Annotated in this window: 23 protein-coding genes, 1 other RNA gene, 1 pseudogene and 1 other annotated feature; of the genes and pseudogenes, 10 read left to right on the forward strand and 15 right to left on the reverse strand. The window is 43.8% G+C overall.

Features of this window, described 5'->3' with window-relative positions; translation table 11 throughout:
- The first annotated feature begins 12 nt into the window (after positions 1 to 12).
- From malF to DBZ36_RS03560, 3 genes are all read left to right on the forward strand, one after another.
- Positions 13 to 1,623: a maltose ABC transporter permease MalF gene (malF, locus tag DBZ36_RS03550; RefSeq protein ID WP_120353557.1), complete on the forward strand. Its 1,611-nt coding sequence runs from the start codon at positions 13 to 15 to the stop codon at positions 1,621 to 1,623.
- 12 nt (positions 1,624 to 1,635) lie between these two features.
- The gene (gene malG, locus DBZ36_RS03555) at positions 1,636 to 2,526 is read left to right on the forward strand and encodes a maltose ABC transporter permease MalG (RefSeq protein WP_120353558.1); all 891 of its coding nucleotides are present in this window, start codon (positions 1,636 to 1,638) and stop codon (positions 2,524 to 2,526) included.
- An 83-nt stretch (positions 2,527 to 2,609) separates the two neighbouring features.
- Entirely contained in the window at positions 2,610 to 3,749 is a 1,140-nt protein-coding gene (locus DBZ36_RS03560) for an ABC transporter ATP-binding protein (RefSeq protein ID WP_120353559.1), read from the forward strand.
- A 124-nt stretch (positions 3,750 to 3,873) separates the two neighbouring features.
- Here DBZ36_RS03560 and DBZ36_RS03565 read toward each other — a convergent pair whose 3' ends face one another.
- The 3 genes from DBZ36_RS03565 to ffs all read right to left on the reverse strand — a co-directional run bounded on the left by DBZ36_RS03565 (position 3,874) and on the right by ffs (position 6,209).
- Positions 3,874 to 4,602, reverse strand: coding sequence for a ThuA domain-containing protein (locus tag DBZ36_RS03565; RefSeq protein WP_120353560.1), 729 nt, complete (start codon positions 4,600 to 4,602; stop codon positions 3,874 to 3,876).
- 10 nt (positions 4,603 to 4,612) lie between these two features.
- Entirely contained in the window at positions 4,613 to 5,713 is a 1,101-nt protein-coding gene (locus DBZ36_RS03570; protein WP_158589023.1) for a Gfo/Idh/MocA family protein, read from the reverse strand.
- Positions 5,714 to 6,112: 399 nt separating this feature from the next.
- Positions 6,113 to 6,209, reverse strand: an RNA gene (gene ffs / locus DBZ36_RS03580) — signal recognition particle sRNA small type.
- A 58-nt stretch (positions 6,210 to 6,267) separates the two neighbouring features.
- Here ffs and DBZ36_RS03585 point away from each other — a divergent pair.
- A complete protein-coding gene (locus DBZ36_RS03585) occupies positions 6,268 to 7,104 on the forward strand; it encodes a DUF547 domain-containing protein (RefSeq protein ID WP_120353563.1) in 837 nt (278 codons plus the stop codon).
- 12 nt (positions 7,105 to 7,116) lie between these two features.
- On the opposite strand, the gene DBZ36_RS03590 is transcribed toward DBZ36_RS03585, so the two are convergent.
- Genes DBZ36_RS03590 through dinG form a run of 4 tightly spaced genes read right to left on the reverse strand, consistent with a single transcriptional unit; the run spans position 7,117 to position 10,767 of the window.
- Positions 7,117 to 7,284 carry a DUF2496 domain-containing protein gene (locus DBZ36_RS03590; RefSeq protein ID WP_120353564.1) on the reverse strand — a complete coding sequence of 56 codons (168 nt, stop codon included), beginning with the start codon at positions 7,282 to 7,284 and terminating at the stop codon, positions 7,117 to 7,119.
- A 13-nt stretch (positions 7,285 to 7,297) separates the two neighbouring features.
- On the reverse strand, positions 7,298 to 7,876 hold the full coding sequence (gene priC, locus DBZ36_RS03595) for a primosomal replication protein PriC (RefSeq protein ID WP_120353565.1): 579 nt from the start codon (positions 7,874 to 7,876) through the stop codon (positions 7,298 to 7,300).
- Positions 7,877 to 8,653, reverse strand: coding sequence for a sulfite exporter TauE/SafE family protein (locus DBZ36_RS03600; protein WP_120353566.1), 777 nt, complete (start codon positions 8,651 to 8,653; stop codon positions 7,877 to 7,879).
- Positions 8,654 to 8,712: 59 nt separating this feature from the next.
- Positions 8,713 to 10,767, reverse strand: a complete 2,055-nt coding sequence (dinG, locus tag DBZ36_RS03605; protein WP_158589024.1) for an ATP-dependent DNA helicase DinG — start codon at positions 10,765 to 10,767, stop codon at positions 8,713 to 8,715.
- Positions 10,768 to 11,315: 548 nt separating this feature from the next.
- On the opposite strand from dinG, the gene DBZ36_RS03610 reads away from it, so the two are divergent.
- Both DBZ36_RS03610 and DBZ36_RS03615 read left to right on the forward strand, forming a co-directional pair.
- Positions 11,316 to 12,308, forward strand: a complete 993-nt coding sequence (locus tag DBZ36_RS03610) for a porin (RefSeq protein WP_120353568.1) — start codon at positions 11,316 to 11,318, stop codon at positions 12,306 to 12,308.
- Between the two features lie 78 nt (positions 12,309 to 12,386).
- Positions 12,387 to 13,088: a DUF2057 family protein gene (locus DBZ36_RS03615; protein ID WP_147394992.1), complete on the forward strand. Its 702-nt coding sequence runs from the start codon at positions 12,387 to 12,389 to the stop codon at positions 13,086 to 13,088.
- A gap of 102 nt (positions 13,089 to 13,190) precedes the next feature.
- On the opposite strand, the gene hisIE is transcribed toward DBZ36_RS03615, so the two are convergent.
- The 8 genes from hisIE to hisG are packed head-to-tail and all read right to left on the reverse strand — an operon-like array spanning position 13,191 to position 20,308.
- Positions 13,191 to 13,817, reverse strand: coding sequence for a bifunctional phosphoribosyl-AMP cyclohydrolase/phosphoribosyl-ATP diphosphatase HisIE (hisIE, locus tag DBZ36_RS03620; RefSeq protein WP_120353570.1), 627 nt, complete (start codon positions 13,815 to 13,817; stop codon positions 13,191 to 13,193).
- Complete coding sequence (hisF, locus tag DBZ36_RS03625; protein WP_120353571.1) at positions 13,814 to 14,587, reverse strand: imidazole glycerol phosphate synthase subunit HisF; 774 nt, start codon at positions 14,585 to 14,587, stop codon at positions 13,814 to 13,816. Before hisF ends, hisIE begins: the two co-directional genes overlap by 4 nt.
- Positions 14,569 to 15,306, reverse strand: coding sequence for a 1-(5-phosphoribosyl)-5-[(5-phosphoribosylamino)methylideneamino]imidazole-4-carboxamide isomerase (gene hisA, locus DBZ36_RS03630; RefSeq protein WP_120353572.1), 738 nt, complete (start codon positions 15,304 to 15,306; stop codon positions 14,569 to 14,571). The genes hisF and hisA overlap by 19 nt, the downstream gene beginning before the upstream one ends.
- A 2-nt stretch (positions 15,307 to 15,308) precedes the next feature.
- Positions 15,309 to 15,917 (reverse strand): imidazole glycerol phosphate synthase subunit HisH, encoded by a 609-nt coding sequence (gene hisH, locus DBZ36_RS03635; RefSeq protein ID WP_120353573.1) that lies wholly within the window; start codon positions 15,915 to 15,917, stop codon positions 15,309 to 15,311.
- Complete coding sequence (hisB, locus tag DBZ36_RS03640; protein WP_120353574.1) at positions 15,918 to 16,985, reverse strand: bifunctional histidinol-phosphatase/imidazoleglycerol-phosphate dehydratase HisB; 1,068 nt, start codon at positions 16,983 to 16,985, stop codon at positions 15,918 to 15,920. It lies immediately after the preceding gene.
- Positions 16,986 to 18,083 (reverse strand): histidinol-phosphate transaminase, encoded by a 1,098-nt coding sequence (gene hisC, locus DBZ36_RS03645; RefSeq protein WP_199711765.1) that lies wholly within the window; start codon positions 18,081 to 18,083, stop codon positions 16,986 to 16,988.
- A complete protein-coding gene (gene hisD, locus DBZ36_RS03650) occupies positions 18,080 to 19,396 on the reverse strand; it encodes a histidinol dehydrogenase (protein ID WP_120353575.1) in 1,317 nt (438 codons plus the stop codon). Before hisD ends, hisC begins: the two co-directional genes overlap by 4 nt.
- 3 nt (positions 19,397 to 19,399) lie before the next feature.
- Entirely contained in the window at positions 19,400 to 20,308 is a 909-nt protein-coding gene (hisG, locus tag DBZ36_RS03655; protein WP_120353576.1) for an ATP phosphoribosyltransferase, read from the reverse strand.
- A 53-nt stretch (positions 20,309 to 20,361) separates the two neighbouring features.
- Positions 20,362 to 20,482 (reverse strand) — a sequence feature (His leader region).
- A gap of 282 nt (positions 20,483 to 20,764) precedes the next feature.
- On the opposite strand from hisG, the gene DBZ36_RS03660 reads away from it, so the two are divergent.
- The 4 genes and pseudogenes from DBZ36_RS03660 to pssA form a co-directional block, all read left to right on the forward strand.
- On the forward strand, positions 20,765 to 20,992 hold the full coding sequence (locus tag DBZ36_RS03660) for a hypothetical protein (RefSeq protein ID WP_120353577.1): 228 nt from the start codon (positions 20,765 to 20,767) through the stop codon (positions 20,990 to 20,992).
- A gap of 79 nt (positions 20,993 to 21,071) precedes the next feature.
- Positions 21,072 to 23,051 carry an ATP-dependent DNA helicase gene (locus tag DBZ36_RS03665; RefSeq protein WP_120353578.1) on the forward strand — a complete coding sequence of 660 codons (1,980 nt, stop codon included), beginning with the start codon at positions 21,072 to 21,074 and terminating at the stop codon, positions 23,049 to 23,051.
- Positions 23,038 to 23,736 (forward strand): tRNA (adenosine(37)-N6)-threonylcarbamoyltransferase complex dimerization subunit type 1 TsaB, encoded by a 699-nt coding sequence (gene tsaB, locus DBZ36_RS03670; protein WP_120353579.1) that lies wholly within the window; start codon positions 23,038 to 23,040, stop codon positions 23,734 to 23,736. Before DBZ36_RS03665 ends, tsaB begins: the two co-directional genes overlap by 14 nt.
- Before the next feature lie 49 nt (positions 23,737 to 23,785).
- Positions 23,786 to 25,111 (forward strand): annotated as a pseudogene (gene pssA / locus DBZ36_RS03675) (CDP-diacylglycerol--serine O-phosphatidyltransferase); the annotation flags it as partial.
- Positions 25,112 to 25,273 lie beyond the last annotated feature (162 nt).

Here is a 25,273-nt window from a genome sequence, read left to right on the forward strand (position 1 = left end):
AGGTTTTCACAGATGGGTTTATCTGCATCAAAACAGCCCCCAGCTAAGCTTTCTATTTGGTTGAAAGTGCTGTTGATTGCTTTAGTCGTTGTACTTAATGGCTATGCAATTATCGCGATGTACGCGAACGGAGAGTTTGCATTTGCATTGCTAACTCTGGTAATTGTCGCGTCAGGTGTTTATGTTTTCACCAGTAAAAAAACCTATGCACATCGATACATATTTCCAGGCATCGCCGGTATGGTGGTGTTTATTATTTTCCCATTGGTATATACCATTGGTATTTCCTTCACCAACTACAGCGCTACCAACCTGCTAACCTTTAATCAAGTTTTACAACAATTCGAAAGCAAAACTTACACCGACGATAGCGGGGCGTTTAAATTTGGCCTTTATCAACGTGGTGAAGACTTTGAAATTATTGTAGAGCAGGGAGAGCTGCTTTATAGCACCGGTCCAATTGAACTTGATAGCCAATCAGCCGTCTCAATTGCTCATGAGCTTAGCGTTTTAAACGCTAAGCCTAGCGAGAAACCTCTGGCCATTAAAGCGGTTATCCAGAACAAGGATGCGCTAGATAAACTGATTCTGGTGACGCCTAATGAACAAGAATTAGTCCGTAAAGGTCTTCGGGAATTTGCAGGTATTAAGCCTCTATTTACCCCGCTTTTACAAGATGGACAAAGCAGCTACAGTTTGCCCAATGGTGAAACCATTACCAGTGAATTTGCCAAACTCAATGTAAAAGATGGTCGCATCTTAATTCCTAACATGGAAACAGGTTACTTCCAGTACCTTGATGATCAGGGTGAATTGACTGGTCGCGGACTGAAGCCTGGCTTTACGGTTGGCGTTGGCTGGGAACACTTTAAGCGAGTTCTGACTGATGAAGGAATTAAGCAGCCCTTTGTTCAGATATTTGTATGGACGGTAATTTTCGCTACTTGTGCGGTTGTTTTCACTTTAGCTATTGGCATGTTGCTAGCCTGTTTGGTGCAGTGGGAAGAACTTAAAGGAAGGGCCATTTATCGGGTACTTCTCATTTTGCCATATGCAGTACCTGCATTTATTTCGATTCTCGTGTTCAAGGGTTTGTTTAACCAAAACTTTGGTGAAATCAACATGATTTTAGGTAATCTGTTTGGCATTAGCCCAGCATGGTTTACCGACCCTGTATTAGCTAAGTCGATGATCTTAATTGTGAATACCTGGCTCGGTTACCCCTATATGATGATTTTATGTATGGGTATGCTTAAATCTATCCCGGATGATTTATACGAAGCCTCAGCGATGGATGGTGCGGGACCAATAACCAACTTTTTCAACATTACCGTTCCCCTCTTGATGAAACCTTTGGCTCCACTGTTGATCGCAAGTTTCGCGTTTAACTTTAATAACTTTGTTTTGATTGACCTGTTGACTGGCGGTTTACCCGATATTATCGGTGCTTCTACACCTGCTGGTGAAACTGACTTGCTCGTTAGTTATACCTATCGTATTGCCTTCCAGGGTGATGGTGGTAACAACTATGGTTTAGCTAGTGCAATCGCAACATTAATTTTCTTGGTCGTTGGGGCGCTCGCGCTATTAAACCTTCGTATCATGAAAAAGAACGCTAACTAGGAGACCGATCACATGCCCATGGTTCAACCTAAATCTATAAAATATAGAAAACTAGCTACTCACCTAGGAATGATTGTTTTCCTTGCGTTGATTATCTTTCCATTGTTGATGGTCATTGCGATTTCGTTTCGTACGGGTAATTTTGCAGTTGGTGATATCATCCCAAGTAATCCAACCCTCGACCATTGGCGACTAGCAATTGGTATGGATGTTGTAGCGGCCGATGGCTCGGTTACACCACCACCTTTCCCAGTGCTGCTTTGGCTATGGAATTCAATTAAAGTTGCAGGAATTGCTGCGATCTTGATTGTGGTGTTATCTACAACCTGTGCATACGCCTTTGCCCGCATGAAATTTCGCGGTAAAGCAACTTTGTTAAACGGCATGCTAATTTTTCAGATGTTTCCGTCTGTATTGGCTTTGGTTGCTATTTATGCTTTGTTCAACAAGATTGGCGACTATGTGCCTTGGCTTGGACTCAATACCCACGGCGGTTTGATCTTGGCTTATTTAGGTGGCATTGCCTTGCATGTTTGGACAATTAAAGGCTATTTCGAAACGATTGACCCCGCGTTAGAAGAGTCAGCAGCAATTGATGGAGCTTCGCCTTGGCAAGCGTTCCGATTGATTCTGTTGCCGCTGTCAGTACCAATTTTGGCTGTTGTCTTTATCTTGGCCTTTATTGGAGTTGTTACAGAAGTTCCGATGGCGTCAGTGCTTATTTCTGATATCAACAATATGACCTTGGCGGTAGGCTCTCAACTCTACTTCAACCCGCAAAACATTCTTTGGGGTGACTTTGCCGCGGCAGCTGTACTTTCTGGCTTCCCAATTACGGTTGTATTTTTAATGGCGCAACGCTACTTAGTTAGCGGCTTAACAGCTGGCGGCGTTAAAGGTTAATGAATTTACGAAGATTAACCATAAAGGTTAGCCTTCTAAGCTTTGGGCTTAGCCCGTAACAAAGAATTTTGGAAATTACAAAAATGGCAAATGTATCGCTTAATGCTGTTCGTAAAAATTACGATGAAACACTACACAAAGACACACTACGCAATATCAATTTAGATATTAAAGAAGGCGAGTTTATTGTTTTCGTTGGGCCTTCAGGTTGTGGAAAGTCGACCTTGCTACGCATGATTGCAGGTCTTGAGGACATCACCTCTGGCGAATTGAAGATCGGCGACAGCTACATGAACGACGTACCACCGGTTGAACGTAATGTGGGTATGGTATTCCAAAGCTATGCTTTGTATCCACATATGGATCTTCGCGAGAATATGTCTTTTGGTCTAAAACTTAAAAAGATGGACGCAGCAACGATTAAAAAGCGCGTTGATAATGCATCGGATATTTTAGGCTTAGATCCCTTATTAGAACGCAAACCCAAAGAGCTTAGTGGTGGCCAACGCCAACGTGTTGCAATCGGGCGTTGTATTGTACAACAACCTAATGTGTTCCTGTTTGATGAGCCACTATCTAACCTAGATGCTGCGCTGCGTGTAAAAATGCGAATTGAGATTGCGAAGTTGCATAAAGAATTGCAATCGACAATTATCTACGTTACCCATGACCAAGTCGAAGCAATGACCTTAGCCGATAAGATTGTGGTACTAAGCCCGCTTGACGAAGGCGCTGATTCTAACTTAGAGCAATTTGGTTCTCCGCTTGATTTGTATCACAACCCAGACAACAAGTTCGTTGCTGGTTTTATTGGTTCTCCAAAAATGAATTTTGTTGATGCAACCTTAGTTGAAATTAATGCTAAAGACTGCGTTGTTGAACTAATCACTGGTGAACGTGTTACAGCGGCAGTTGACGCTAACCGCGCTAAAGTGGGTGACGCAGTGCAATTAGGTATTCGCCCTGAGCATCTAGTAGAGTCTGAGCATGAGCATGCGCAGAGTAAAGTAACCGGCATTGTTCAAGTCACTGAGCACTTAGGTTCTGAGTCATTCGTTTATATGGACGTTAAAGGTTGCGACTTTACTTTTAAAGCGCGTCCAGAATTTCCAGCTGAAGCTGGAGATCAACTTACAGTTGGTATTCCAACTAACGCATGTTACTTATTTGATGAGAATGAACTAGCGTTCCAACGCACTGCTAAATACAACCGCGGTGCTTAGTTGAGGTAATGCTCATTATGTGACAATACAGGCCTTCATAGCTTAGTTTTAGGTATGAAGGCCTTTTGCTTTCCCGCTTTTTTGCTAGGCCAAGCAAAACTGCAGCGGACCGAAGTTGCTTACCTCAATAGTTCTGAAGATTATTAGAATACATATCTTTGGTATACCCATGTTGGAGCGCAGCTTCTCGTGAGTTTGCCGCCCACTCAAAACCTCGGCGCATCATCTCGCTTACATTTGAGTCGCTTACAATGGCTAAGTTATGACCCAAGGCATTGTAGAAAACGCGTCCAGTTGCCCACATCTTAGTCCACATAACTGGCATTTCCACCATACCATTGGCACTGTGATACCAATTAATACTTGGAAAAATTGTTGTTGCTAATACGTTATTGGCTGGGTCTACTTGCAAATAGTAATGCTCGGTTTCGATATCAAAATCTCTAAGACCAGCACTTAATTCGCTATCTCTATTTTTGAAATGAATCCGTTGTTTAACGCCATCGCCTCCGGGGTGACTGACCCAATTTCCGCCAGTCATAAATTGCCAAAGTACGCTTGAACGAAACGCGTCGCACATACCACCATGGCAACCTGCTAGGCCGACGCCAGAAGCTACGGCTTCGCAAATATTCTCAACATACTTATCAGGGATTTCTCCCATCGTCCAAATTGGAACTATGAGGCTATAACTAGACAACTGAGTTAGGTCAGCAAAACTATCGAGACTATCCGAAATCGTAACCTGCATACCAAGTTCACGGATTTGCTGAGCAAAAAACTGGGCAATTGCCTGTGGTTCGTGGCCGTCCCAGCCGCCCCAGACGATGAGTGCTGTTTTGGGTGCTTGCATTGTATATCTCCTAGTCGATTTGTCCATCAAGTAACTCACAGGGAAGGGGGGGAGTTCTTGAGCATGTACTGGTTATGCTGTGGGTTTCGGTGCTAATACAGGAGCGATTTATGCAATCCATCACTTCAAGTACATGATAAGCGAGTTTTCCACTTGCGCGGGCTGGACGATTTTTGCGAATAGCACTGGCCATATCTGCTAATCCGACACTGCGCATATCTTGTTGATTTGCGTGAGAGTATGGAATGCTTTGCCATTGTGGATTGTGCTGACTAAACAGTTGAATATCGCCATCAAACATATTTGGGTCATTTACTTTTAAGCTGCCAAGTTGTCCGTGCAGCTCAATGGGAGCGGTATGCGTAGCCCAGGTATCAAAACTCATTGAAAAGTTAATTAGCGTTCCGCTTTCAAACTTAAGTAAGGCACAAACGTGGGTGTCAACCTCGACATCTAAAACTTTCCCTCGTTGCTCTTCACAGCTAGCGATTCGTTGCTCGCTACTGCGATTACTCATCGCCGTCACTGATGCCACAGGTCCTAGAATATTGACCAAGGCAGTAATATAGTAGGGGCCCATATCATATAAAGGGCCAGCACCTTTTTGGTAGTAAAATGATGGGTTTGGATGCCAAGATTCATGGCCATGGCAGCTCATATTGGCACTGCCTGCAGTAACTTTTCCAAGCCAGCCATCATCGACGATTTTACGGCAAGTTTGCAAGCCAGCGCCTAGAAAGGTGTCCGGTGCACAACCAACATAAAGATTGAGTTCATTGGCTCTATCGAGTACCTGTTTTGCTTCAGCTAACTCTAAGCCAAAGGGCTTCTCACAATAAACATGCTTGCCAGCGTTTAAAGCCGCAAGATTTACTGAGCAATGAGATTGGGGCGTAGTTAAGTTAAGAATAATGTCAACGTTGGAGTTTTGCAGCAGTTGCTCTATGGATTGAGCTTGTATGCCATGCTCCTGTGCTGTTTTTAGTGCAGCTTCGGGAAATAAGTCGGCGCAATAGTCGATTCGAATATTGTCAAAAAGCTTTGATGCTCGAAAGTAGGACGTACTAATATTGCCACAACCAATAAGGCCGATAATTGAAGGAGTTTGCATTGCTGTTCCATGTTTAGCCATAGATGCTTAATCATAGGTAGATTTTGGCTGCTTAAGAATAGACAAAAGCTTCAAGAACTTGGACTTTTCGTTGTTTGTGATGTTGCTCTCGATTTAACTTGCCCAAGGAGCAAGGAGCAAGGAATAAGGTACAAGGAACAAGGGCAAGAAACAGGGAGTAAGGTACAAGGAACAGGGAACATGGAACAGGGAACAGGGAGTAAGGTACTGGAATAAGGAACGGGGACAGGGGTGATGTAAAAGGTAATGAAATTTTATTTTAAGTTTGAGTGTCTATAGATAGTAAGTTGTTAGAATAACCGAAATTAGCAGTGTTCAAAAAGGAAGTTGTAGTGAAATCTATTGAAACGGTAAAACCTGAGGGGAATTGGGTGGCGGTCCAATCAGCCACATCCCGGCACTCGAGTCGTTCCCCTTGGCTGCTCCCTTCCGGGCCTGACCAGGTCAAAGAATTATCGATGCGAGAGGACCAAAAGGACCACCATAGCACTGCCTCGTTGAGGCGGCGCCATTGTCACCGATTCATTCGCGCGATGCAAGACTCTGTTCAACAATTTACAACTGTTCGATGGCTTTTTGTGCGGATTAAAGCCTTACCAGCCATGTTTAAGTTGCCTTTACTACTTTTTGTTAGCTTTATGTTTAGCGCAACGGCAAGTCATGCAGAAAGTTTTGACCACAGCCAATGGAATCAACTATTGCAAAGTAATGTGACTTACTTTGAAGACAATACTCATAGTCGTATTGCCTATAAAAATGTTGATCGAAAGCTGTTAAAGCAATACTTAAACTCGATAGCGTCGGTAAACATGGACCAGTATCAAAGCTGGAATGATGATGAGCAGCTGGCGTTTCTCATCAACGTTTATAATGCCTATACCGTCAGCTTTATATTAAGTAAGTACCCAGATATTGAATCGATAAAGGAGTTGGGTAGCGTGTTTAGTTCTCCTTGGAAAAAGAAAAACTTTCCACTATTTGGCCAAAATGTCAGTTTAGACCATATTGAACACACCTTAATTCGGGGTGAATTTAGCGAACCACGGATACATGTAGCGGTAGTTTGTGCATCAAAAGGCTGCCCACCGTTACAAAACAAAGCATTTACGGCTCAAAACTTAGAAGCCATGCTTGAAAATGCGATGCAAGGTTTTTTGAGAGGTAGTGAGAATAGCTATAGTCAAGGTGTACTTAAAGTATCCACAATTTTCGATTGGTATGGTGATGACTTTGCTAGCGGTGGGAGCAAGGGTGAACAAGGGGTTAAAAACTATATAGCTAATTATAACGAATTGTTTTCAGTGAGTGTTGAACAAATAAAGAACGCTAAACTAAGCTACCATGAGTATGATTGGTCGCTCAACGACTAGGGATTTGTGCAATTAGTTATTGTTAACTTGGTTTTGTTCAAGTACGCGCTTTTTTTCAAAGTCTTGGCGAACAATATCTAAGGCTTTGAGTACAATGGTTGTCTCTAATTGGTTCTCTTCTAGAATTTGGATCAGGTCAACTGCTAATTGAACTTCGGCTGCTGCATTCTCAAGTGACATAGGGTAATCGCTACTAGTTTTTGTGTTTAAGTAAGTCTAAGCGCTGACGTAAAGCTGTGGTTGAGTTTTGACAGCGCTGTAGTCGTAGTTGTAAGGCATGTTGGTTGGCACTTTGGGCTTCGATGGTTTCTGCTTTGGTGATTTTTTGTTTCAGTTGCGCTTCATAGTGCTTTTGTTTAGCTAAAGCTTTATAGATGGCTTCTCGGTCATCACTATATTGCAAAGACTGTAAGTGTTGTTGCCAATCACTAGTATTTTTACCAAAACTTTGACTAACTTTAGCCAAGCATTGTTTGAGAAATGCAATTTTCACCAAAAAACGTTCGCTGTACTGCTCTAGTAATTCATAGCTGCAATCGCTACGTTGCCCAAGCTCAAGTAGGCGCTCAAATTCAAGTTTTAGTTCAATGGCGTAATCGCTAAATGCATCGCTACGGGTATTAAACGGCGGAAAGCAACGCTGCATTTTTTGAAATGCATTACGTTTTCCTCGCTCATCACTATAGCCAGCATCTTGCTCAAGGCTAATGAGTAACTCGCGTATATGCTGTTGTTTATCGCTATTAAGCCCTAGGCTGGAAAGTGGCGTCATCTAGAACCACGCTTGCCATGCAAGGTTACCGGCAATGATTAAGACCATGGTTATAAACACCGGACGGATGAATTTAGCCCCAAAGCGAATCGCAGAATGTGCACCGAAATAGCTACCAAACATAATACTAAAACCCAACAGCAAACCGATCGTCCAATTAACGTGCCCTAGATAAACAAAGGTAATAAAGCTTACAAAGTTAGACGTAAAGTTCATCGCCTTGGCCAAGCCTGAAGCGAGCAAAATATTTAGTTTATAAAGACTCATACTCGAGACGGTCCAAAATGCCCCTGTACCTGGTCCGGCGATGCCGTCATAAAGGCCTAAACTGAAGCCTTGTCCAAATATTTTGTTGTTCAAACTCGGTCCTGCAGTTGGCAGCTTGTCACCACCATCTTTATTGCTAGGCATTACAATACTATAAACGGCAATAATAATGATCACCAAGGGTAGTAGCTTATCGAGCCATTGAGATGAAATGAAATCTACAGCAAAGGTACCTATAAAGGCCCCGCTGGCCGTTGCAACAAAAGACCATCGCCAGAATTGAGGGTCAAATAGTTTCTTGCGAAAATAGGTCCATGCTGCTGTGCAAGAACCAAAACTAGCCGCTAGCTTATTAGTCCCTAATGCAAGATGTGGAGGGAGCCCAATACTAAGCAGGGCAGGGATCGTTAAGAGTCCACCGCCGCCAGCGATGGCATCTATGAATCCGGCAATCAGCCCAATAGCGATAATTAGCAATAAACTATTGAACTCTAGTCCAAGCTCAAGCATCTAGTCGTGTTTCCTTTATATGTATTCGCATCAGTAGCCAGATATTTCTTTCTGGCCTATTAAAAAACACGCTGAAAGGGGGGAAGCGCGTTAATCAGTTGTTGGCCGTAATGCTTGCTGCGCAGTCGAGGGTCAAGCAAGGTGATAGTACCGCAATCTTCTTCTTTTCTCATTAGCCGTCCACAACTTTGTATTAAGCGCCGGCTGGCGGCAGGCAGCGTGATTAACACGAAGGGGTTTTGACCACGAGACTCGAGTAACTCACTGTGTGTCATTTGTAAGGGATCGCTGGGTACAGCAAAAGGCAGGCGGGCAACAATCAGATGTGTTAAATCGTCGCCAGGTAAGTCAATACCTTCGCTAAAGCCAATGCTGGCTAAAATGGTACTCGCTTCACCTTTTTTTACCGCTGCGCGGTGCTTTTTCAAAACTTGATGGTTACTTTGCTCGCCTTGTTTCCAAAGATTAGTCAGCTTGTGCGCTTGCAAATGGCCATCTACCAAATTGAGTAATCGATAGGAGTTACACAGCACCAAAGTCGCTTCGCGGGCTTGATGGCTTTTCAATATATATTGGGCAACTTGCTTGGAAAATTTAGGGTCTTCTGGCGGGGCTATATCTATAGGTACGTCTAAACGCACCCGGTGATAATCAAACGGTGAGGGCAGCAGCAGCATTTGCTCTGATGATAGGGAATTGTAGAGGCCAGACTGATGTAAAAAATGGTCGAAGCGACCAAGCGCAGACAGGGTTGCCGAAAGCGCAATTACTGAGTAAGCCTTATCCCAAAGTATCTCGCGCAGCAAGCCGCCAACTTCAATTGCGCTGGCATTGAGTACAAAGCCGTCTTTATTCTCACTCATCCAATAGGCAACCGGATAATCGTCCTGTTTACCATAAAGTGCTAAGGTGTTGGCCCAAGTGTCAGCTTGTTCTTGTGCCAAGTGTAAACGCGATAACATAGCTTCGCCAACAGCTGATTTAATTTGATTGTCACTTATAGCATCTTGAATTTGTCCGGCTTGAGACTCAAGCGACGAAACTAATGTGGCAGCAAGCGTACTGTAGTTTTCACTGATATTACTTAAGGTACTTGGCAATTGCCCCAAAGCATAGCGCCAATGAGAAGGCGCTGTGCTAGATGTTGCTCCAAAACTACTTGATTCGAACTTATCTGAATTGGTACTGGCAAATGCCTTAACTTGAGTGAAGGCGACCTTAAGCTCGCTACAAGCATCAACAATTTTTAGTCCGTTGTTACTAGCTTTGCTAGTGTTAAGTCTTTGCTCCAACTGCTGCGCCAATTTAGGGATTTCATCAACTTCTAAGATTGCTTTACTTAGATCAAGCTGGGAGGCGCTGTTGTCGCGAGTAATTTCAGGAAACTGGTGGGCTTCGTCCAGAACGATGATGCAGTTTTCGATTTCAGGTAACACAACTGCGCCACCGCTTTTTAGCTCAGTTAATAACAGGCTATGGTTGATAAGCACCACATTAGCTTTCTTTAATCCCTTTCGGGCTTTTTGTAGCGGGCAGGTACGGTGACGAGCCAGCAAACTATTACAGCTGTGCTTATCCGCTTGTATCTCTAACCACAAACTATCCGCAATTTTACTGGTCCAACTATCGCGATCACCATCCCATTTACCTTGTTGATAGGCGGTTTGCATTTCCAAAAGTTGCTGTTGTTGCTTAGGTTCATCGAACCCTAATGTTTGTTGTGGCCTTGCCAACTTGTGCGCGCAGCAATAACGCAAGCGACCTTTTGCAAGGGCAAAACTAAAATCGCCATCACCAGCGCGATGCACCAAGGGTAACTCTTTATCCATCAACTGCTGTTGCAAGCTAACCGTTGCAGTCGAGATCACCAAGGTTTTGTTTAAGGCTCTGGCTAAAGGAATGGCAGACAATAGATAAGCGAGCGACTTTCCGGTGCCTGTTCCTGCTTCAGCTAAAAGGATGCGCTGCTTCGGATCGATGTCGCCAGCAATAGTCTTGGCAATCTCGGCAATTAACTTGAGCTGTGCCGGACGAGAGCGGAATACTTTCGGGTTTTGTTCACTTAAGTTTTGGTACCAAGCCCGTATGGTTTTTTTGTGGGTAGCGCTGAGCATGACACCTCCATTAATAATGGCGCACATGCTAGCAAAAATAACGCAAGTAAAATAGCAAGCTTGTCGTTTATCAAAGCGCTAAATTGAACCATTTAACCACGAAGCTGGCGCATTAATGAACGGATTCTAACAAACGATGAATGCGTTAAACTGGTTAACCGAATTTTATGCTGCCTATTTGCAACTGAGCAGTTCCAAAAAACACACTTTTGCCATAGAACCTTATGCTGATTTTATGAAAGCAGAATTCCTCAGTTGCTAATAAAAGCGACAATTAAATTGAAGAAAACTAGCGATTTCCTTCAATAAATGTTCAAAAAACGTGAACCGAATCGTTATAAATTTATCTATTTGATACGGAAATCTATATTTTTAATAATTAAATCAGCGGGTTACTGTTTTTTAAGAAAAGTTCATTTTTTTATTGATTTATTTTCGCAGCTTGCTAATCTGTAAACGGCTTCAGGGAAACCTGATGACCACAGGGATTTTATGGACAATTAAAAACTTTTATAAAAAAGTTTATTTGCTAAGAAGGCATAGGAACAATGAAAAAAACTATTCTAGCGATCGCTATTCCAGCACTATTCGCATCAGCAGCTAACGCAGCAGTAATCTATGAGCAAGACGGTGTAACTCTAGCTCTAGAAGGCGCAGCTAAAGTACAATTCCAATCTGACATCGCTAAAGGCGATGGCAACTCAAACTACATCAACGTTAAAGACGGTGATTTTGGTTTTGCTCTTGGTTATGACCTTGGTCAAAACTACACCGTTGGTGGTAAAGTCTCTTATGAGCTTGACAATGACAACGATATTACTCGTAAAGACATGTATTTAGGTGTTATGGGTGACTTCGGTGCATTCACTTTCGGTCGTCAAACATTGATTACTGATAGCATCGGTATTGGTCGTGATAAAGAGTTTGGTTACAAAGGCTTTATCGATAACCTAGACCTACGTGCTGACCAAGTAGTTAAGTATGAACTTGATACTGGTATGTTTTACGGCGGCATTTCACACATGCTTAATGCTGATGAGTCTGCCGAAGTAGAATACTATGACCCAGCTACGAGCACTTGGGTTGGCCTTGGAAACGCAGTTGATCCAAAAAACTCAGCTAGTCTAACAGATGGTCGTTTAGGCTTCCGTGCTGGTGGATTTGATGGACGTGTATATTATGCACAAGCTGAGACTTTAGCATCTGCTAAGTCAAATCTTTGGGCTATCGAAGCTGACTATTCGTTCAGTGATTTCACTATCAGCGCTTCAATTAACGAGTTTAAAGACAAAGATTCAGGTGATAAGAACAAACTATTCGCTTTAACAGGTGAATATGTTATGGATGCTTGGTCATTTGCTGCAGGTTGGGGTCAAGCTAAACAAGACATCGGTTACACAAGTACTAACAAAGTTAACGATTACTATGTCAATGCACAGTATGACTTCTCTTCAAACGTAAATGCGTTTGCTGAATTAGGTTTCTCTGATGCTGACAATACTCGTACTGGTTACGTAGTAGGTATGTCTGCTAGCTTCTAATCGTTTTTAAACGAATACGAAACTCTAAGCTGCCCTAGGGCAGCTTTTTTTTTAAATAATTACTTATAGGAAATAACCGTGATTAGGATCATAATGTTCTTATCCGTTTTCATTGCCAGTGGCGTTACTCATGCTGCAAAAATAGAAGCCGGTTTTGGTATCGAAATCATGGCTGTAAATGGGAAAAAAGTTAAGAAGTCTTATTTAGGAGATGAAAGTAACTTAGATTTTTCTATAGGAACACATCAAGTAGTTTTCCGCTATGGTGCCTTGTTGTTGGAATCAAATACCGACCGGGCATTTAAGTCAAAGCCCTATATAGTGGACTTAGATTTACAAGGCGATACAAAAATAGAATTGGAAAAACGTTTTCGGCGTGTTGCAGAAGCAGATGCTTATTTTAGCCGGACACCTACGTGGATAATAACCACTAACAATACTGAAAGAAAAGTAAATGACGCTATCTTACTTCCAGGAAATGATGGTTTTAACCCTTATTCTGATATCGAAGCCGCTATTGCCGGGTACAATTTGGAGAACGGAGTCGATATTTCTGACAGCGTTGCTAAATCTGAAGTGGCCAAAGCGCAGCAACTAGCCAGCGAATCAACCATTAAGACAGCTGCTGCAGTTGGCGCTGGAACAGCTGTAGCAGTAAGCGCAGCTGATGCTGGACAAAGTGTTGGTAACCTTGAGCAACTGATTAAAAGCTATAGCAGTGCCAATGCCGAAGAGCGTAAAGCATTTCGTCTATGGTTACTTGAGCAAGACTTAAACTAAACTCAATTTTTCTTAAAGCTTTCATAAAAAAGCAGCCTTTAGGCTGCTTTTTTGTCGTTTGGCTTGTGGTTCAAATTATTGCTTAGATTGCAGCTCTACGCGTTACTTTGATAAATGCCGAGCTTCTAAGCAAGCCACAACCTCTTGCAACGGCAGCGCTTCGTTCTCAAGTAGAGCCATTAAATGATAAAGTAAATCGGCACTTTCATTGGTCAGTTCTTCTCTATCTTTAGCCATAGCGGCTAAAGCAACTTCGACGCCTTCTTCGCCTACTTTTTGCGCCATGCGCTTGGTGCCGCGAGCAAACAAACTTGCAGTGTAGCTGCTTTCCGGGTCCGCGGATTTGCGGTCGCTTAATACAGTTTGTAGCTGGGCTATAAAGCTTAATTGCGGCTCTTGATAGTCGGCAAAGCATGAGGCAGTGCCAAGGTGACAGGTTGGGCCGACAGGTAATGCGCTAACCAGCAAAGTGTCTTGGTCGCAATCTAGGCTCATTTGAACTAAGTTAAGAACGTTGCCAGACTCTTCCCCCTTGGTCCAAAGACGATCTTTAGTACGGCTATAAAAGGTTACCTGTTGCTTTTCAAAGCTAGTTTTAATCGCCTGCGCATCCATGTAACCGAGCATGAGCACTTGGCCACTTTGATGATTTTGGATAATTGCGGGGATTAGTTTATCGACTTTTTGCCAATTGATAGCTTCGATTAAGGTTTGGGCTTGTTGACTCATAGTCGGATTGCAACCTCTTGTTGACGTAAAAATTGTTTGAGTTCTTGAATATCAATGATGCTTTTATGAAAAACACTGGCAGCTAAAGCGCCGTCGACATCACTAATTTTAAATGCGTCAGCAAAATGCTGCATGGTTCCTGCACCACCACTTGCAATCAGTGGCACATTTGCGGCGCTGCGCACCAAACTAAGCTGCTCAAGGTCGTAGCCTTGGCGAACACCATCTTGGTTCATAACGTTGAGTACAATCTCACCTGCACCGCGCTCTTGCACTTCTTTAACCCAATCGAGAGTTTGCCACTGAGTTGTAAGGGTACGCGCTTCATCCCCGGTGAATTGCTTCACATGGTATTGACCTGTTTTTACATCGAAGTAGCTGTCGATACCTACAACAATACATTGAACGCCGAATTTGTCGGCTAAACGGGTAACCAAGCTAGGGTCTGCAAGGGCAGGGCTGTTAATTGAAACTTTGTCAGCGCCATGTTGTAGGGTGCGATTGGCATCCTCTAAAGTTTTTATCCCGCCTGCGACGCAAAATGGAATATCAATCACCTCGGCGACGCGGCTAACCCAGCTTTTATCGACAACGCGCTGATCACTGCTGGCGGTAATATCGTAAAAAACCAGTTCGTCTGCACCTTCTTGTGCGTAGCGCTGCGCTAGAGGGACGATATCGCCCATAATTTCATGATTGCGAAATTGTACGCCTTTAACCACTTTGCCATCTTTAACGTCGAGGCAAGGAATTATCCGTTTTGCCAGCATGCTATTGCCTCCTCAACATTGAATTTTCCTTCGAGCAATGCCCGACCAACAATGACCCCAGCAACGCCGGTGTCGGTGAGTGCCTTAATATCGTCCAAATTTCCGATACCGCCAGAGCTCTGCCAAAGTATCTGTGGGTACTGTTGGCACAAGTCCTTGTACAAACTTACGTTTGAGCCGGTGAGGGTGCCATCTTTTGAAATATCAGTACACAAAACGTGCTTTAAACCCGCTGGAATATAAATGGCGAGTAGGTCTTCGATGCTAATGCCGCTATCTTCTTGCCAACCTGAAACTGCAACGTTCTTATTGCCATCAACATCAATATTGATATCTAGAGCCAATACAATGTGCTCACTGCCATAGCGATTAATCCAAGATGCAACTAATTCGGGCTGTTTTACGGCTGTTGAACCAATAACAACTCGCTGCGCACCGGCATCAAGTAAATCTTTTACATCTTGTTCGCTGCGAATGCCGCCACCAATTTGAATTTTGGCTGGGGTATTACTTAGCAAATGACGAATCACATCTAATTGTCGAAGGCTCGTGTCTTTGGCGCCGTCAAGGTCGACGAGGTGCAGGACATCAGCGCCTTGGCTATGATAGTTAGCAAACTGACGCAGTGGGTCATCGCCGTAAATGGTCTTTTGGGCGTAGTCCCCTTGGTAGAGGCGCACAATTTTACCGTCGATGAGATCAAGAGCAGGAATAATCATAACTACAGGTCCAAGAAGTTTTGAAGAAGTTTAGCTCCGGCTTGACCTGAGCGCTCTGGGTGAAATTGCACCCCATAAAAGTTTTTATAGTTTACCGCCGCACTGAAGTGTTGCCCGTAATCACATTCGGCAATGGTCGACTCACCCACAGCCAACGCATAACTGTGAACAAAATAGAAATAGTGTTGTTCTTCAATCCCCTTGAATAGCGGATTGCCAGCAGACGCTTTGACTTGATTCCATCCCATGTGTGGTAAACGTTGTGAGACTTGTGGTGTTAATGGAGCTACGGTTCCAGGTATAAGTCCTAAGCAAGGCACAGGCTTTTCCGCGACTTTAGCCCCGCCTTCTATGGAATATTCACAAAGCATTTGCATGCCGAGACAAATACCAAGTAAGGGGCTTTCAACCGCCTTAACCACCTCAATTAAACCACGTTGACGCAAGTTGTTCATCGCTTCGCTTGCGGTGCCAACGCCAGGTAAAAATACTTTGTCAGCACTTAGGATTTGTTGCTTGTCGGCGCTAACGATTACCTTGGCGCCTAAACGTTCAAGGGCGAACTTAACGGAGCTTAGATTTGCGCAGCCAGTATCGATAATTAAGTTCACTTATAGCACCCCTTTACTACTAGGCAAGGCATCGCCCTCTATTTTTATGGCTTGGCCAAGGGTTCTGCCAAAACACTTAAATAGCGCTTCTACAATGTGATGGGTGTTTTGTCCCTGTGCTTCCAAGTGCAGGGTACACGCGAGGCTATCACTTAAACTTTTGAAAAAGTGCGGTACCATTTCTGTTGCAAACTCGCCAATATGATCGCGAGGAAATTGAGCGTCAAACTTAAGATAGGCACGACCGCTTAAATCAAGCGCGCACTGAGCTTGGCATTCGTCCATTGGAAGGACAAAGCCAAACCGACCAATGCCACGTTTATTACCCAAGGCTTCACGTAAGGCTTGGCCTAAAGCTAAAGCGGTATCTTCGACACTGTGGTGATCATCGATATGTAAGTCGCCGCTAACTTTACATTGAAGTGAGAACTTACCGTGAGTAGCAATTTGGTCGAGCATATGGTCGAAAAATCCAATACCGGTTTCAATGGCGTTGTTCCCAGGATTATCTAGATCAACGCTCACCGCTATTTGAGTCTCATTAGTATCGCGTTGGACTGTTGCCTTACGGCCTTTACTTAGCAAAGCACGAGTTATCATAGGCCAGGACAAGCTTTCACGGCTGTATTGAAAACTCTGAAGGCCCATATTTTCAGCCAGTTGAACGTCGGTATGACGATCTCCAATGACATAGCTATTGGCAAAGTCAACTTTGCCGGCTTGTAGATAGTCTTTGACCAAACCAAGTCGTGGCTTGCGACAGCTACAATTTTGTTCTTCAAAGTGAGGGCAGATAAGCACATCGTCAAATCGGATGCCTTGGCTATTAAAAATAGCCATCATGTAATTCTGAGCTAGATCAAAATCTGGTGTTGGGAAGGAATTTGTACCCAACCCGTCTTGATTACTAACCATCACCAAACGAAATCCTGCTGCTTGCAGTTTAAGCAATTCTGGAATGACTAGAGGTTCCAATACGACCTTATCGATACGGTCAACTTGCTTATCGCTGATAGGCTCATCAATAAGTGTTCCATCGCGGTCGATAAAAAGAATAGCTTGTTGCATTTAAGACTCCTTGTCCAAGGCTAACAGTGCATCGAGTGTGCGTTGCATTTCGGCTTCGCTACCAATGGAGATTCGCACGCAGTTGGCTAGGCGCGCTTTACTGGCGAAATCACGAAGTACGATGCCTTGTTGGGATAGTTTTTGGAAAACATTTACTGAATCGACAAAACGCACCAGTAAATAATTGGCAGTGGCCGGAAAGATATAGTCGACCAGTCTCAAGGTGTTGATTGACTTAGCAAAATCATCTCGAATCTGATTTAACTTGGCCACACGTTGTTGCATAAGCTCAACACCTTCACAGCTTAAAGCTTGTGCGGCAATATCAGCTACGGGGCGAGCAATCGGATAAGGTGCTATAACCTTGGATAACATTTGAATTACAGCTGGGTGTGCAAGAGTGAAGCCGCAGCGCAGACCCGCTAATGCGAAGGCTTTAGATAGCGTGCGAGTAATGACCAAATTGGGATGGCTTTCCAACATACCAACAACACTTAACTGTGGACAAAATTCTATATAGGCTTCATCGACAACAACCAGGGCCTTACCTTGTTGTTTGACGAGTAAGTCAGCAAGTAAGGTATGATCAAGCATGGTTCCGGTTGGGTTGTTTGGCGCACAAAGAAATATCAATTTGGCTTGGCAATTATTTAGCGCTTCGTAGTTGGGCTGAAAATCATCATCTAAATCGATACTCACAAGGTTAACGCCCATCGTATCAGCGCTTACTTGGTACATGCCATAGGTAGGGCTAGTAATTACAATGGTGTCCTGATTGGGTTCGCAATAGCTGCGTATCAAAACTTCGATGGCTTCATCAGCTCCGCGCGAGGCAAGTAGTTGCTCACGCTTCACACCTGCATAGTTAGCATAGTTATCAATTAAGGCTTTAGGCTGAAATTCCGGGTAGCGATTTAGCTGCTCAGGATTATAACTAACTTTAGCCATTTCTGGGCTTTCGTTAGCGTTCAGCCATGTATCACCACTGCCACCTATGCGGCGCGCACTTTGGTAAGGCTTTAAAGCTTGAATTTGGACGCGAGCCAAACTATCTAGAGCTTGAACGATACTGTCGTCTAAGTTTGAAGAGGGATTCATTGTTCTTCTCCCAAACGGATGGTCAATGCGCGGCGATGTGCGTCCAAACCTTCGGCGTTAGCAATGTGTACCACCGCATCACGTAGTGACTTTAAACCAGGTTCACTTAACTCTTGCACGGTAAAGCGTTTCATAAAGTCGGCGGTACCTAAACTTGAGTAAGTACGAGTATAACCATAGGTAGGCAAGGTGTGGTTGGTTCCACTTGCGTAGTCGCCAACTGACTCTGGTGTCCATTCACCTAAAAAGACACTACCAGCATCGCGCACATGCTCAAGTAAGCTACGCGGTTCTTGGGTCTGGATGATTAAGTGTTCAGGTCCATATTGATTGCTTACCGCCATGGCTTGCTGCATATCCGCAACTTTAATTGCCATACTGTGTGAAATAGCTTGGCTTGCGATGCTACCGCGAGAAAGCTTTTGTAGTTGTTCACTTAAGCTTATACGGGTTTGCTCAATAAGTTGGTCGCTGTCGCTAACTAAAACGACTTGCGAGTCAGGGCCATGTTCAGCTTGAGACAATAAGTCGGCAGCCACAAAATGTGGATTAGCAAAGTGATCGGCTATCACTAACACTTCTGATGGTCCTGCTGGCATGTCGATGGCTGCACCACCATAGCGATTGCTTACTTGACGTTTAGCTTCAGTGACATATGCATTGCCCGGGCCGAAAATTTTATCAACCTTTTGTACACTTTGAGTGCCAAAAGCCATGGCAGCGATAGCCTGTGCTCCGCCGGCAGCATAGACTTGCTGAACACCACACAGGTTTGCCGTATACAGAATTTCTGCCGCAATTGGTGGAGGTGAACTCAACACGATCCGCTTGCAGCCGGCGATTAAAGCCGGAATTGCAAGCATAAGCACCGTAGAAGGCAAGGGGGCTGAGCCGCCAGGTACATACAAGCCAACAGACTCAATCGCTTGATGGCGTAGTTCACAGCGCACCCCTGGCATGGTTTCAATATCAACTGCTTGGGGTATTTGCGCGCGGTGAAACGCTTCAACATTAGCTTTGGCTGTTGCTACTGCCGCTTTGAAGTCGCTGCTCAGTTGACTTGCTGCTGCTTCGATTTGAGAATGCGGAACAAGTACTGATTCAATGTCAGTTTTATCAAACAGCTTCGCGTAATTCTTCAAAGCCAAATCGCCAGACTGACGAACTGTTTTGATAACATCTGCGACGACTGTTTCTATTTTGTCGCTGGCTGCGAGTGCGGGCCGAGCGAGCAAGTCTTGCTGAGCGTTGTAGTCGAGGTGTTCCCATTGTGCCACCTTTAACGAAACATCAGCGAAATTGAGTTCAGCCATCGTTTACCCCAGCATTTTCTCAATTGGCATGACCAGTATCGAGCTTGCTCCTAATGCGCTTAGCTCTTCCATCGTTTCCCAAAATAGATTTTCAGTACTCACCATATGAATTGCTACTTTGTCATCATCGCCAGCTAGTGACAAGATTGTTGGGCGCTCACTACCTGGTAGCAGAGCGACAACGGCTTCTAGTTTTGATTTAGGTGCATGCATCATGATGTATTTGCTTTCTTTAGCCTGCATCATGCCTTGCATGCGCATCAGTAACTTGTCTAGGAAAGCTTGATTTTCGCTATTTAACTTTTTGTCAGATTGAATGAGCACAGCCTGAGAGCGATAGATAACTTCAACTTCTTTGAGTCCATTAGCTTCTAGCGTGGCACCTGTCGAGACTAAGTCACAAATGGCATCGGCCAAGCCTGCACGCGGTGCAACTTCAACTGAGCCGTTTAGCATACAAGTTGAAAACTCTACTCCTTTTTCATCCAAGAAGCGTTTCAATATACCAGGATAACTGGTGGCAATACGCTTGTTGGCTAAGCTTTGAGGACCGGTGTACTCGTCCTCGTCTGCAACAGCCAAAGAGAAACGGCAGTGGCCAAAATCTAGACGCTTAAGCAATTTGAAATTGGTGTCTTGGTGTTGAGAAACACGTAACATGCATTCTTCTTCAAGTACGTTCTCACCAATAATCCCTAAATCAACAACGCCGTCCATAACCAGGCCAGGAATATCATCATCACGTACCCGCAATAAGTCGACTGGCATATTTTCAGAATGAACAATCAGTCGCTGTTCACGCAAGTTAATTTTCATACCACAGCTTTTTAGTAGTGCTTGCGATTCTTTACTCAATCTGCCGGACTTTTGGATTGCGATACGTAGGCGTTGATTCGGGTTGTTGTTTTGCATGTTGTTATTCCATTTTAAGTTAATTTTTTAGATGTCAGTTTATTATTGTTCATAAAGAAAACCCCCGGGAGGCATACCTTCCGGGGGTTTCTAATTTGTCTGACACCACCGGAAGCTAATTTGCTTCCAGGTGTACGCCTCCTGAAAGCCTACTCTGGATGATGATGGTGATGTAGATTCAAAAGGTTAAAAATCATTTCTAGTCCCTATTTTCAGCAGAGTTAAAGCCTAAGTGCCACACGCGCTGAATTGTATGGAATTAACTTACCAATCTTAGATTTTTTTGCAAGTATAAATTTGAAATTAGATCTAGATCAGATTTATTGATTGAAAATTAAAGTTGTTTACTTTTTAGCCGATATACTTAATTAGATAGATGTGTGCGTCGCTTTTGTTAGTTGTTGTCGCAAACGTGTTAACGAAGAAGCTTTTAAAAGTTGATGATAGGAGTCAGCTATGAGCCAAGACTTAATTTTCCCCATTATTAGCCGCTTAACCGGTCAAGTTATAAGCCCTAAAGAACGGCTTAGAGTTGAGCGATTGTCGAAAAAACAAAAAATTGACCCGCATGATCAAAACTCGATAGAAAGTGCCGAAGACAATGCTGCCGCTGCCCGTAACAAATCCCGCCATCAGCAACAGCAAGAACCAGATGACGACAGCCACATCGATACCTTCGCCTAAGCACTAATAATTATAGTTTTGCCGCTGTCGAAGTATGAGATACTAAAGCTAACTTTAGCCTTTAGGATTGATGCTTAGCATGCCCGTGAGTTCCACACCCAACTCCACTTCTTTTGAGTCAAGCCAACAAGAAAGTCAATCCAGCTTAAAAGCTAGCGCCGCTTATTTTGAAAGCAAGGGCACGCTTGCCCAGCGTATCGATGGTTTTGCCCCGCGTAGCCAACAACAAGATATGGCAAGTGCCGTAGAGCAATGTATTGAATCTCAAGCAACACTATTAGTTGAGGCTGGAACTGGTACCGGTAAAACCTTTGCCTATTTGTTGCCAGCACTCTTAAGTGGCAAAAAAGTTGTGATTAGCACCGGCTCTAAAGCGCTGCAAGATCAGCTATTTCAAAAAGACTTACCTACGGTGCAAGCGGCGATTGATTATGCAATGCCCGTCGCACTGTTAAAAGGGCGGTCAAATTACTTATGTATTGAGCGGGTGAATAGTTTTGCCCACCGCAGTGGTGGGCAGAGCCCTCAAGTGTTAGCCGAGCTGGTAAAAATTAAGGCTTGGTCAGCCGGTAATCGCAGTGGCGATATTTCAGAGCTTGGTCCAATCGCAGAACGGGCCGACATCTTTCCTTTGATCACTAGCACTAACGATAACTGTCTCGGTCGAGAATGCGCCAACTACGACGATTGTTACCTGGTTAAAGCCCGCTCAAGAGCTATGGAAGCGCAGCTAGTTGTTGTTAACCACCATTTATTTATGGCGGATATGGTGGTCAAAGAGAGTGGTTTCGGCGAATTAATTCCAGAAGCTGAGGTCTACCTGTTTGACGAAGCGCATCAGTTACCTGATATTGCTATTCAGTATTTTGGCCAAAGCTTAAGTAGCCGCCAGATATTAGATTTGTGCAATGATGTTGAGCTTGCTTATCGCACTGAGCTTTACGATATGGCGCAACTTGCAAAAGCAGCAAAAAAACTTAGTTTAAGTGTACGTGACTTTCGCGTAGCTTTTGAAGGTGAACGCGACAGAGGGGATTTACGACCTTTATTTAAGCGCCCCAAATTTGCACAGCAATTACCTTCAATTCGTGAAGACATGGGCTTTTTACAAAGTGTACTCAAACTAGCTTTGTCGCGCTGCGAGCTCGGTGATAGCTGTTACGAGCGCTTATGCAAGTTCATCAGTCTATTTGACAAAATTGTTCAAGTAAATGCCAGTGGTAATAGCTATTGGTATGAAACAACCCGCATACACTTTACCTTGCATTTAACTCCTTTAAACGTGTCTGAGCGTTTCGATCAAGAGCTGGAACAACGCAAAGCTGCTTGGATTTTTACCTCTGCAACTTTAGCGGTTAACGGTGGTTTTGAGCACTTTCAAAATCAATTGGGCTTGGCTTCTGCTACCACCTTGCTGCTTGATAGCCCTTTTGATTACGCACAGCAGTCAATGTTTTGTGTGCCGCGCTATCTTCCCCAGTTGCGGGATCCAAAAATAGATCAAAAATTGGCGGATATGTTGCTTCCTGTGATTGAAGCCAATCAAGGCCGCTGCTTTTTTCTATGTACCAGTCATTCGATGACACAAAAAATGGCAGCGGTGCTAAGAGAGAAAAGCAATTTTACAATTTTGGTTCAGGGCGAAGCTGCAAAAGGTGAACTTCTCGAAAGCTTTATTGAAGATGGGAACGCGATCTTAGTGGCTACCAGTAGTTTTTGGGAAGGCGTTGATGTTCGAGGTCAGGCCCTGTCATGTGTCATCATTGACAAGCTTCCATTTAGTGCGCCCGATGATCCGATGTTAGTTGCTAAAAGCGAAGATTGTAAAATGCGCGGTGGTGATCCCTTTGCGCAAGTTTATCTTCCAGAAGCTGCGATTGCCTTAAAACAAGGGGTAGGTCGTTTGATTCGGGATCACACTGACCGTGGAGTTGTGATAGTCTGCGACCCTAGAATGGTACATCGTGATTATGGCGAGTTATTCGTAGCTAGTTTACCGCCAATGAAACGTACTCGAGATTTACAACAATTGATTAAGTTTATCCATGAATCCGACTAATAATCCAAGCTTACTGGTTATCGATACCGCCACTGAATACTGCAGTGCTGCCTTGTTACACGATGGAGCCACAAGCTCTCGGGAGCAACTTGCACCGCGCGACCATACCAAGCTAATTTTGCCTTTTGTTCATGCCTTACTGCAAGAACGTAGCTTGAAGTTACAAGATCTTGATGCGATCGTATTTGGTCAAGGCCCTGGAAGCTTTACCGGTGTGCGGATTTCGATTGCGGCTGCCCAAGGTCTAGCCTTTGGAGCAAACTTGCCATTAATTGGGGTCTCCAATTTACAAGCAATGGCACAACAAGCATACAACGAACATGCATGTGACCGATGTTTGGTGGCGATAGATGCACGTATGGGGGAAGTATACTGGGGTGAGTACTTGTCCAGTGATGGTCTTATGCAAAACCTTGGTGAAGAAAAAGTCATTGCGCCGGCGTTAATTGTTGGGGACGCATCACCGGGTCATTATGCAGGTACCGGTTGGCAAAGTTATACTGCAGTTTTAGGTGAGCGCTATACTCAAGCTTTAGATAGCCAAGTGCTATATCCAAAGGCGGAATCGATGATCAGCGCAGCCAAAGCAAAATGGGCTAAACAAGATTTACTTGACCCATCAACGGCTGAACCTGTTTATTTACGTAATACGGTGACTTGGAAAAAACTGCCAGGACGTGCCTAATTGAATATAACGCAAAAGCCTATCGGAACTAAATGTAAACGCGCGACAAAACAAGGAGACCAGGGTGCTTGATGAATTGAAGGGAATAAGCCTTGCACCAGATTCTTTACGTTGTTTGTTAGGAGCAAAATCCTTTCAGGCGGAATTGTTTAAAGCGCTTAGCCATGCCCAAACTAGTGTACTTATTTGCGCGCTTTATCTTGAAGATGATGAAGCGGGAAGAGCTCTAATAGATGCACTCATTGCTCGAAAAACAATTGTGCCAAATCTACGCATAGACATCGTAGTGGACGACCATCGAGCACGGCGAGGCTTGATAGGGCAAAAAGATAGCGCGGGTAATATAGCAATGTACCAAAGCCGTATCCCGAAACAAATGGGCGACTTTCGCGTACACGGTGTTTCAGTTAAAACCCGAGAACTGCTTGGCGTGTTGCACCTAAAAGGCTTTGTGATTGATAACGAGGTGCTTTACAGCGGCGCGAGTATAAATAATATTTACTTACACCAACACGAACGCTATCGTTTTGATCGCTACCACCTGATCAATAGTCCAGCTTTAGCGCAAAGTATGCGAGAGCTGCTGTATGACAACATACTGGCCGATGATTCGGTACGTATTTTAAGTCCGTTAACGGATCAGTCTCGGGCGAGTCGACAACAGGTAGCTCGCTTTAAGTCTCAATTAACACGAATGAGATATCAATTTGATGGAGTTAAGTCAGGCCTTAGAGTCACCCCTATTATAGGTTTTGGCCGTACACGTAACCCCTTAAACAAGTGCATACTGGATCTTATTAAGCAGTCGCATTCGAGTTTGAGAATTTGTACCCCATACTTTAATTTACCCAATGCGATATCTAGAGCGCTTAGCCGACACTTGCGCTTAGGAAAAAGCATACAAATTATCGTAGGTGACAAAACAGCTAGTGATTTCTATATTCCAGAAGAAGAACGGTTTTCAACGATTGGTGCCTTGCCTTATCTTTACGAACAATCACTTAGAAAATTTGCAAAACGGAAGCAAGCTTATATAGACTCTGGTCAATTAAAGATAGAACTATGGAGTGATGCTGGCAATAGTTTTCATCTTAAAGGGATATCTTCGGATCATAATCGTCACTTGTTAACCGGCAACAATCTCAATCCAAGAGCATGGGCGCTGGATTTAGAAAATGGTTTATTAATTCAAGACCCCAACTCAGAATTCAAAGCGATGTTTGATGCTGAGTATCAGCATATATTGCAACATACACAAACACTGAGCCATTATAGTCAAATTCAAACTATCTCGACGTACCCAAAACCGGTGAGCAAAATCTTAAAACGGATCTCTCGCTTAAATGCTAACTTGTTACTTAAACGGATTTTGTAACGCTAGAATTTGCAGATACTTTGCAAGGTTTTGCTGTGGCAAAGGTAATTTTTGTAACATGAAAAGTGTGATCTAGCTCAAGAAAGTTCTGCAGACTAAGCTGAAACTTTTGTTAAAACATTGTTATTTTATGTGACGCATGAAACAATCGTTTGAAACATT

The organism is Alginatibacterium sediminis (genome assembly GCF_003610775.1).
In the GTDB taxonomy this organism is placed as follows: domain Bacteria; phylum Pseudomonadota; class Gammaproteobacteria; order Enterobacterales; family Celerinatantimonadaceae; genus Alginatibacterium; species Alginatibacterium sediminis.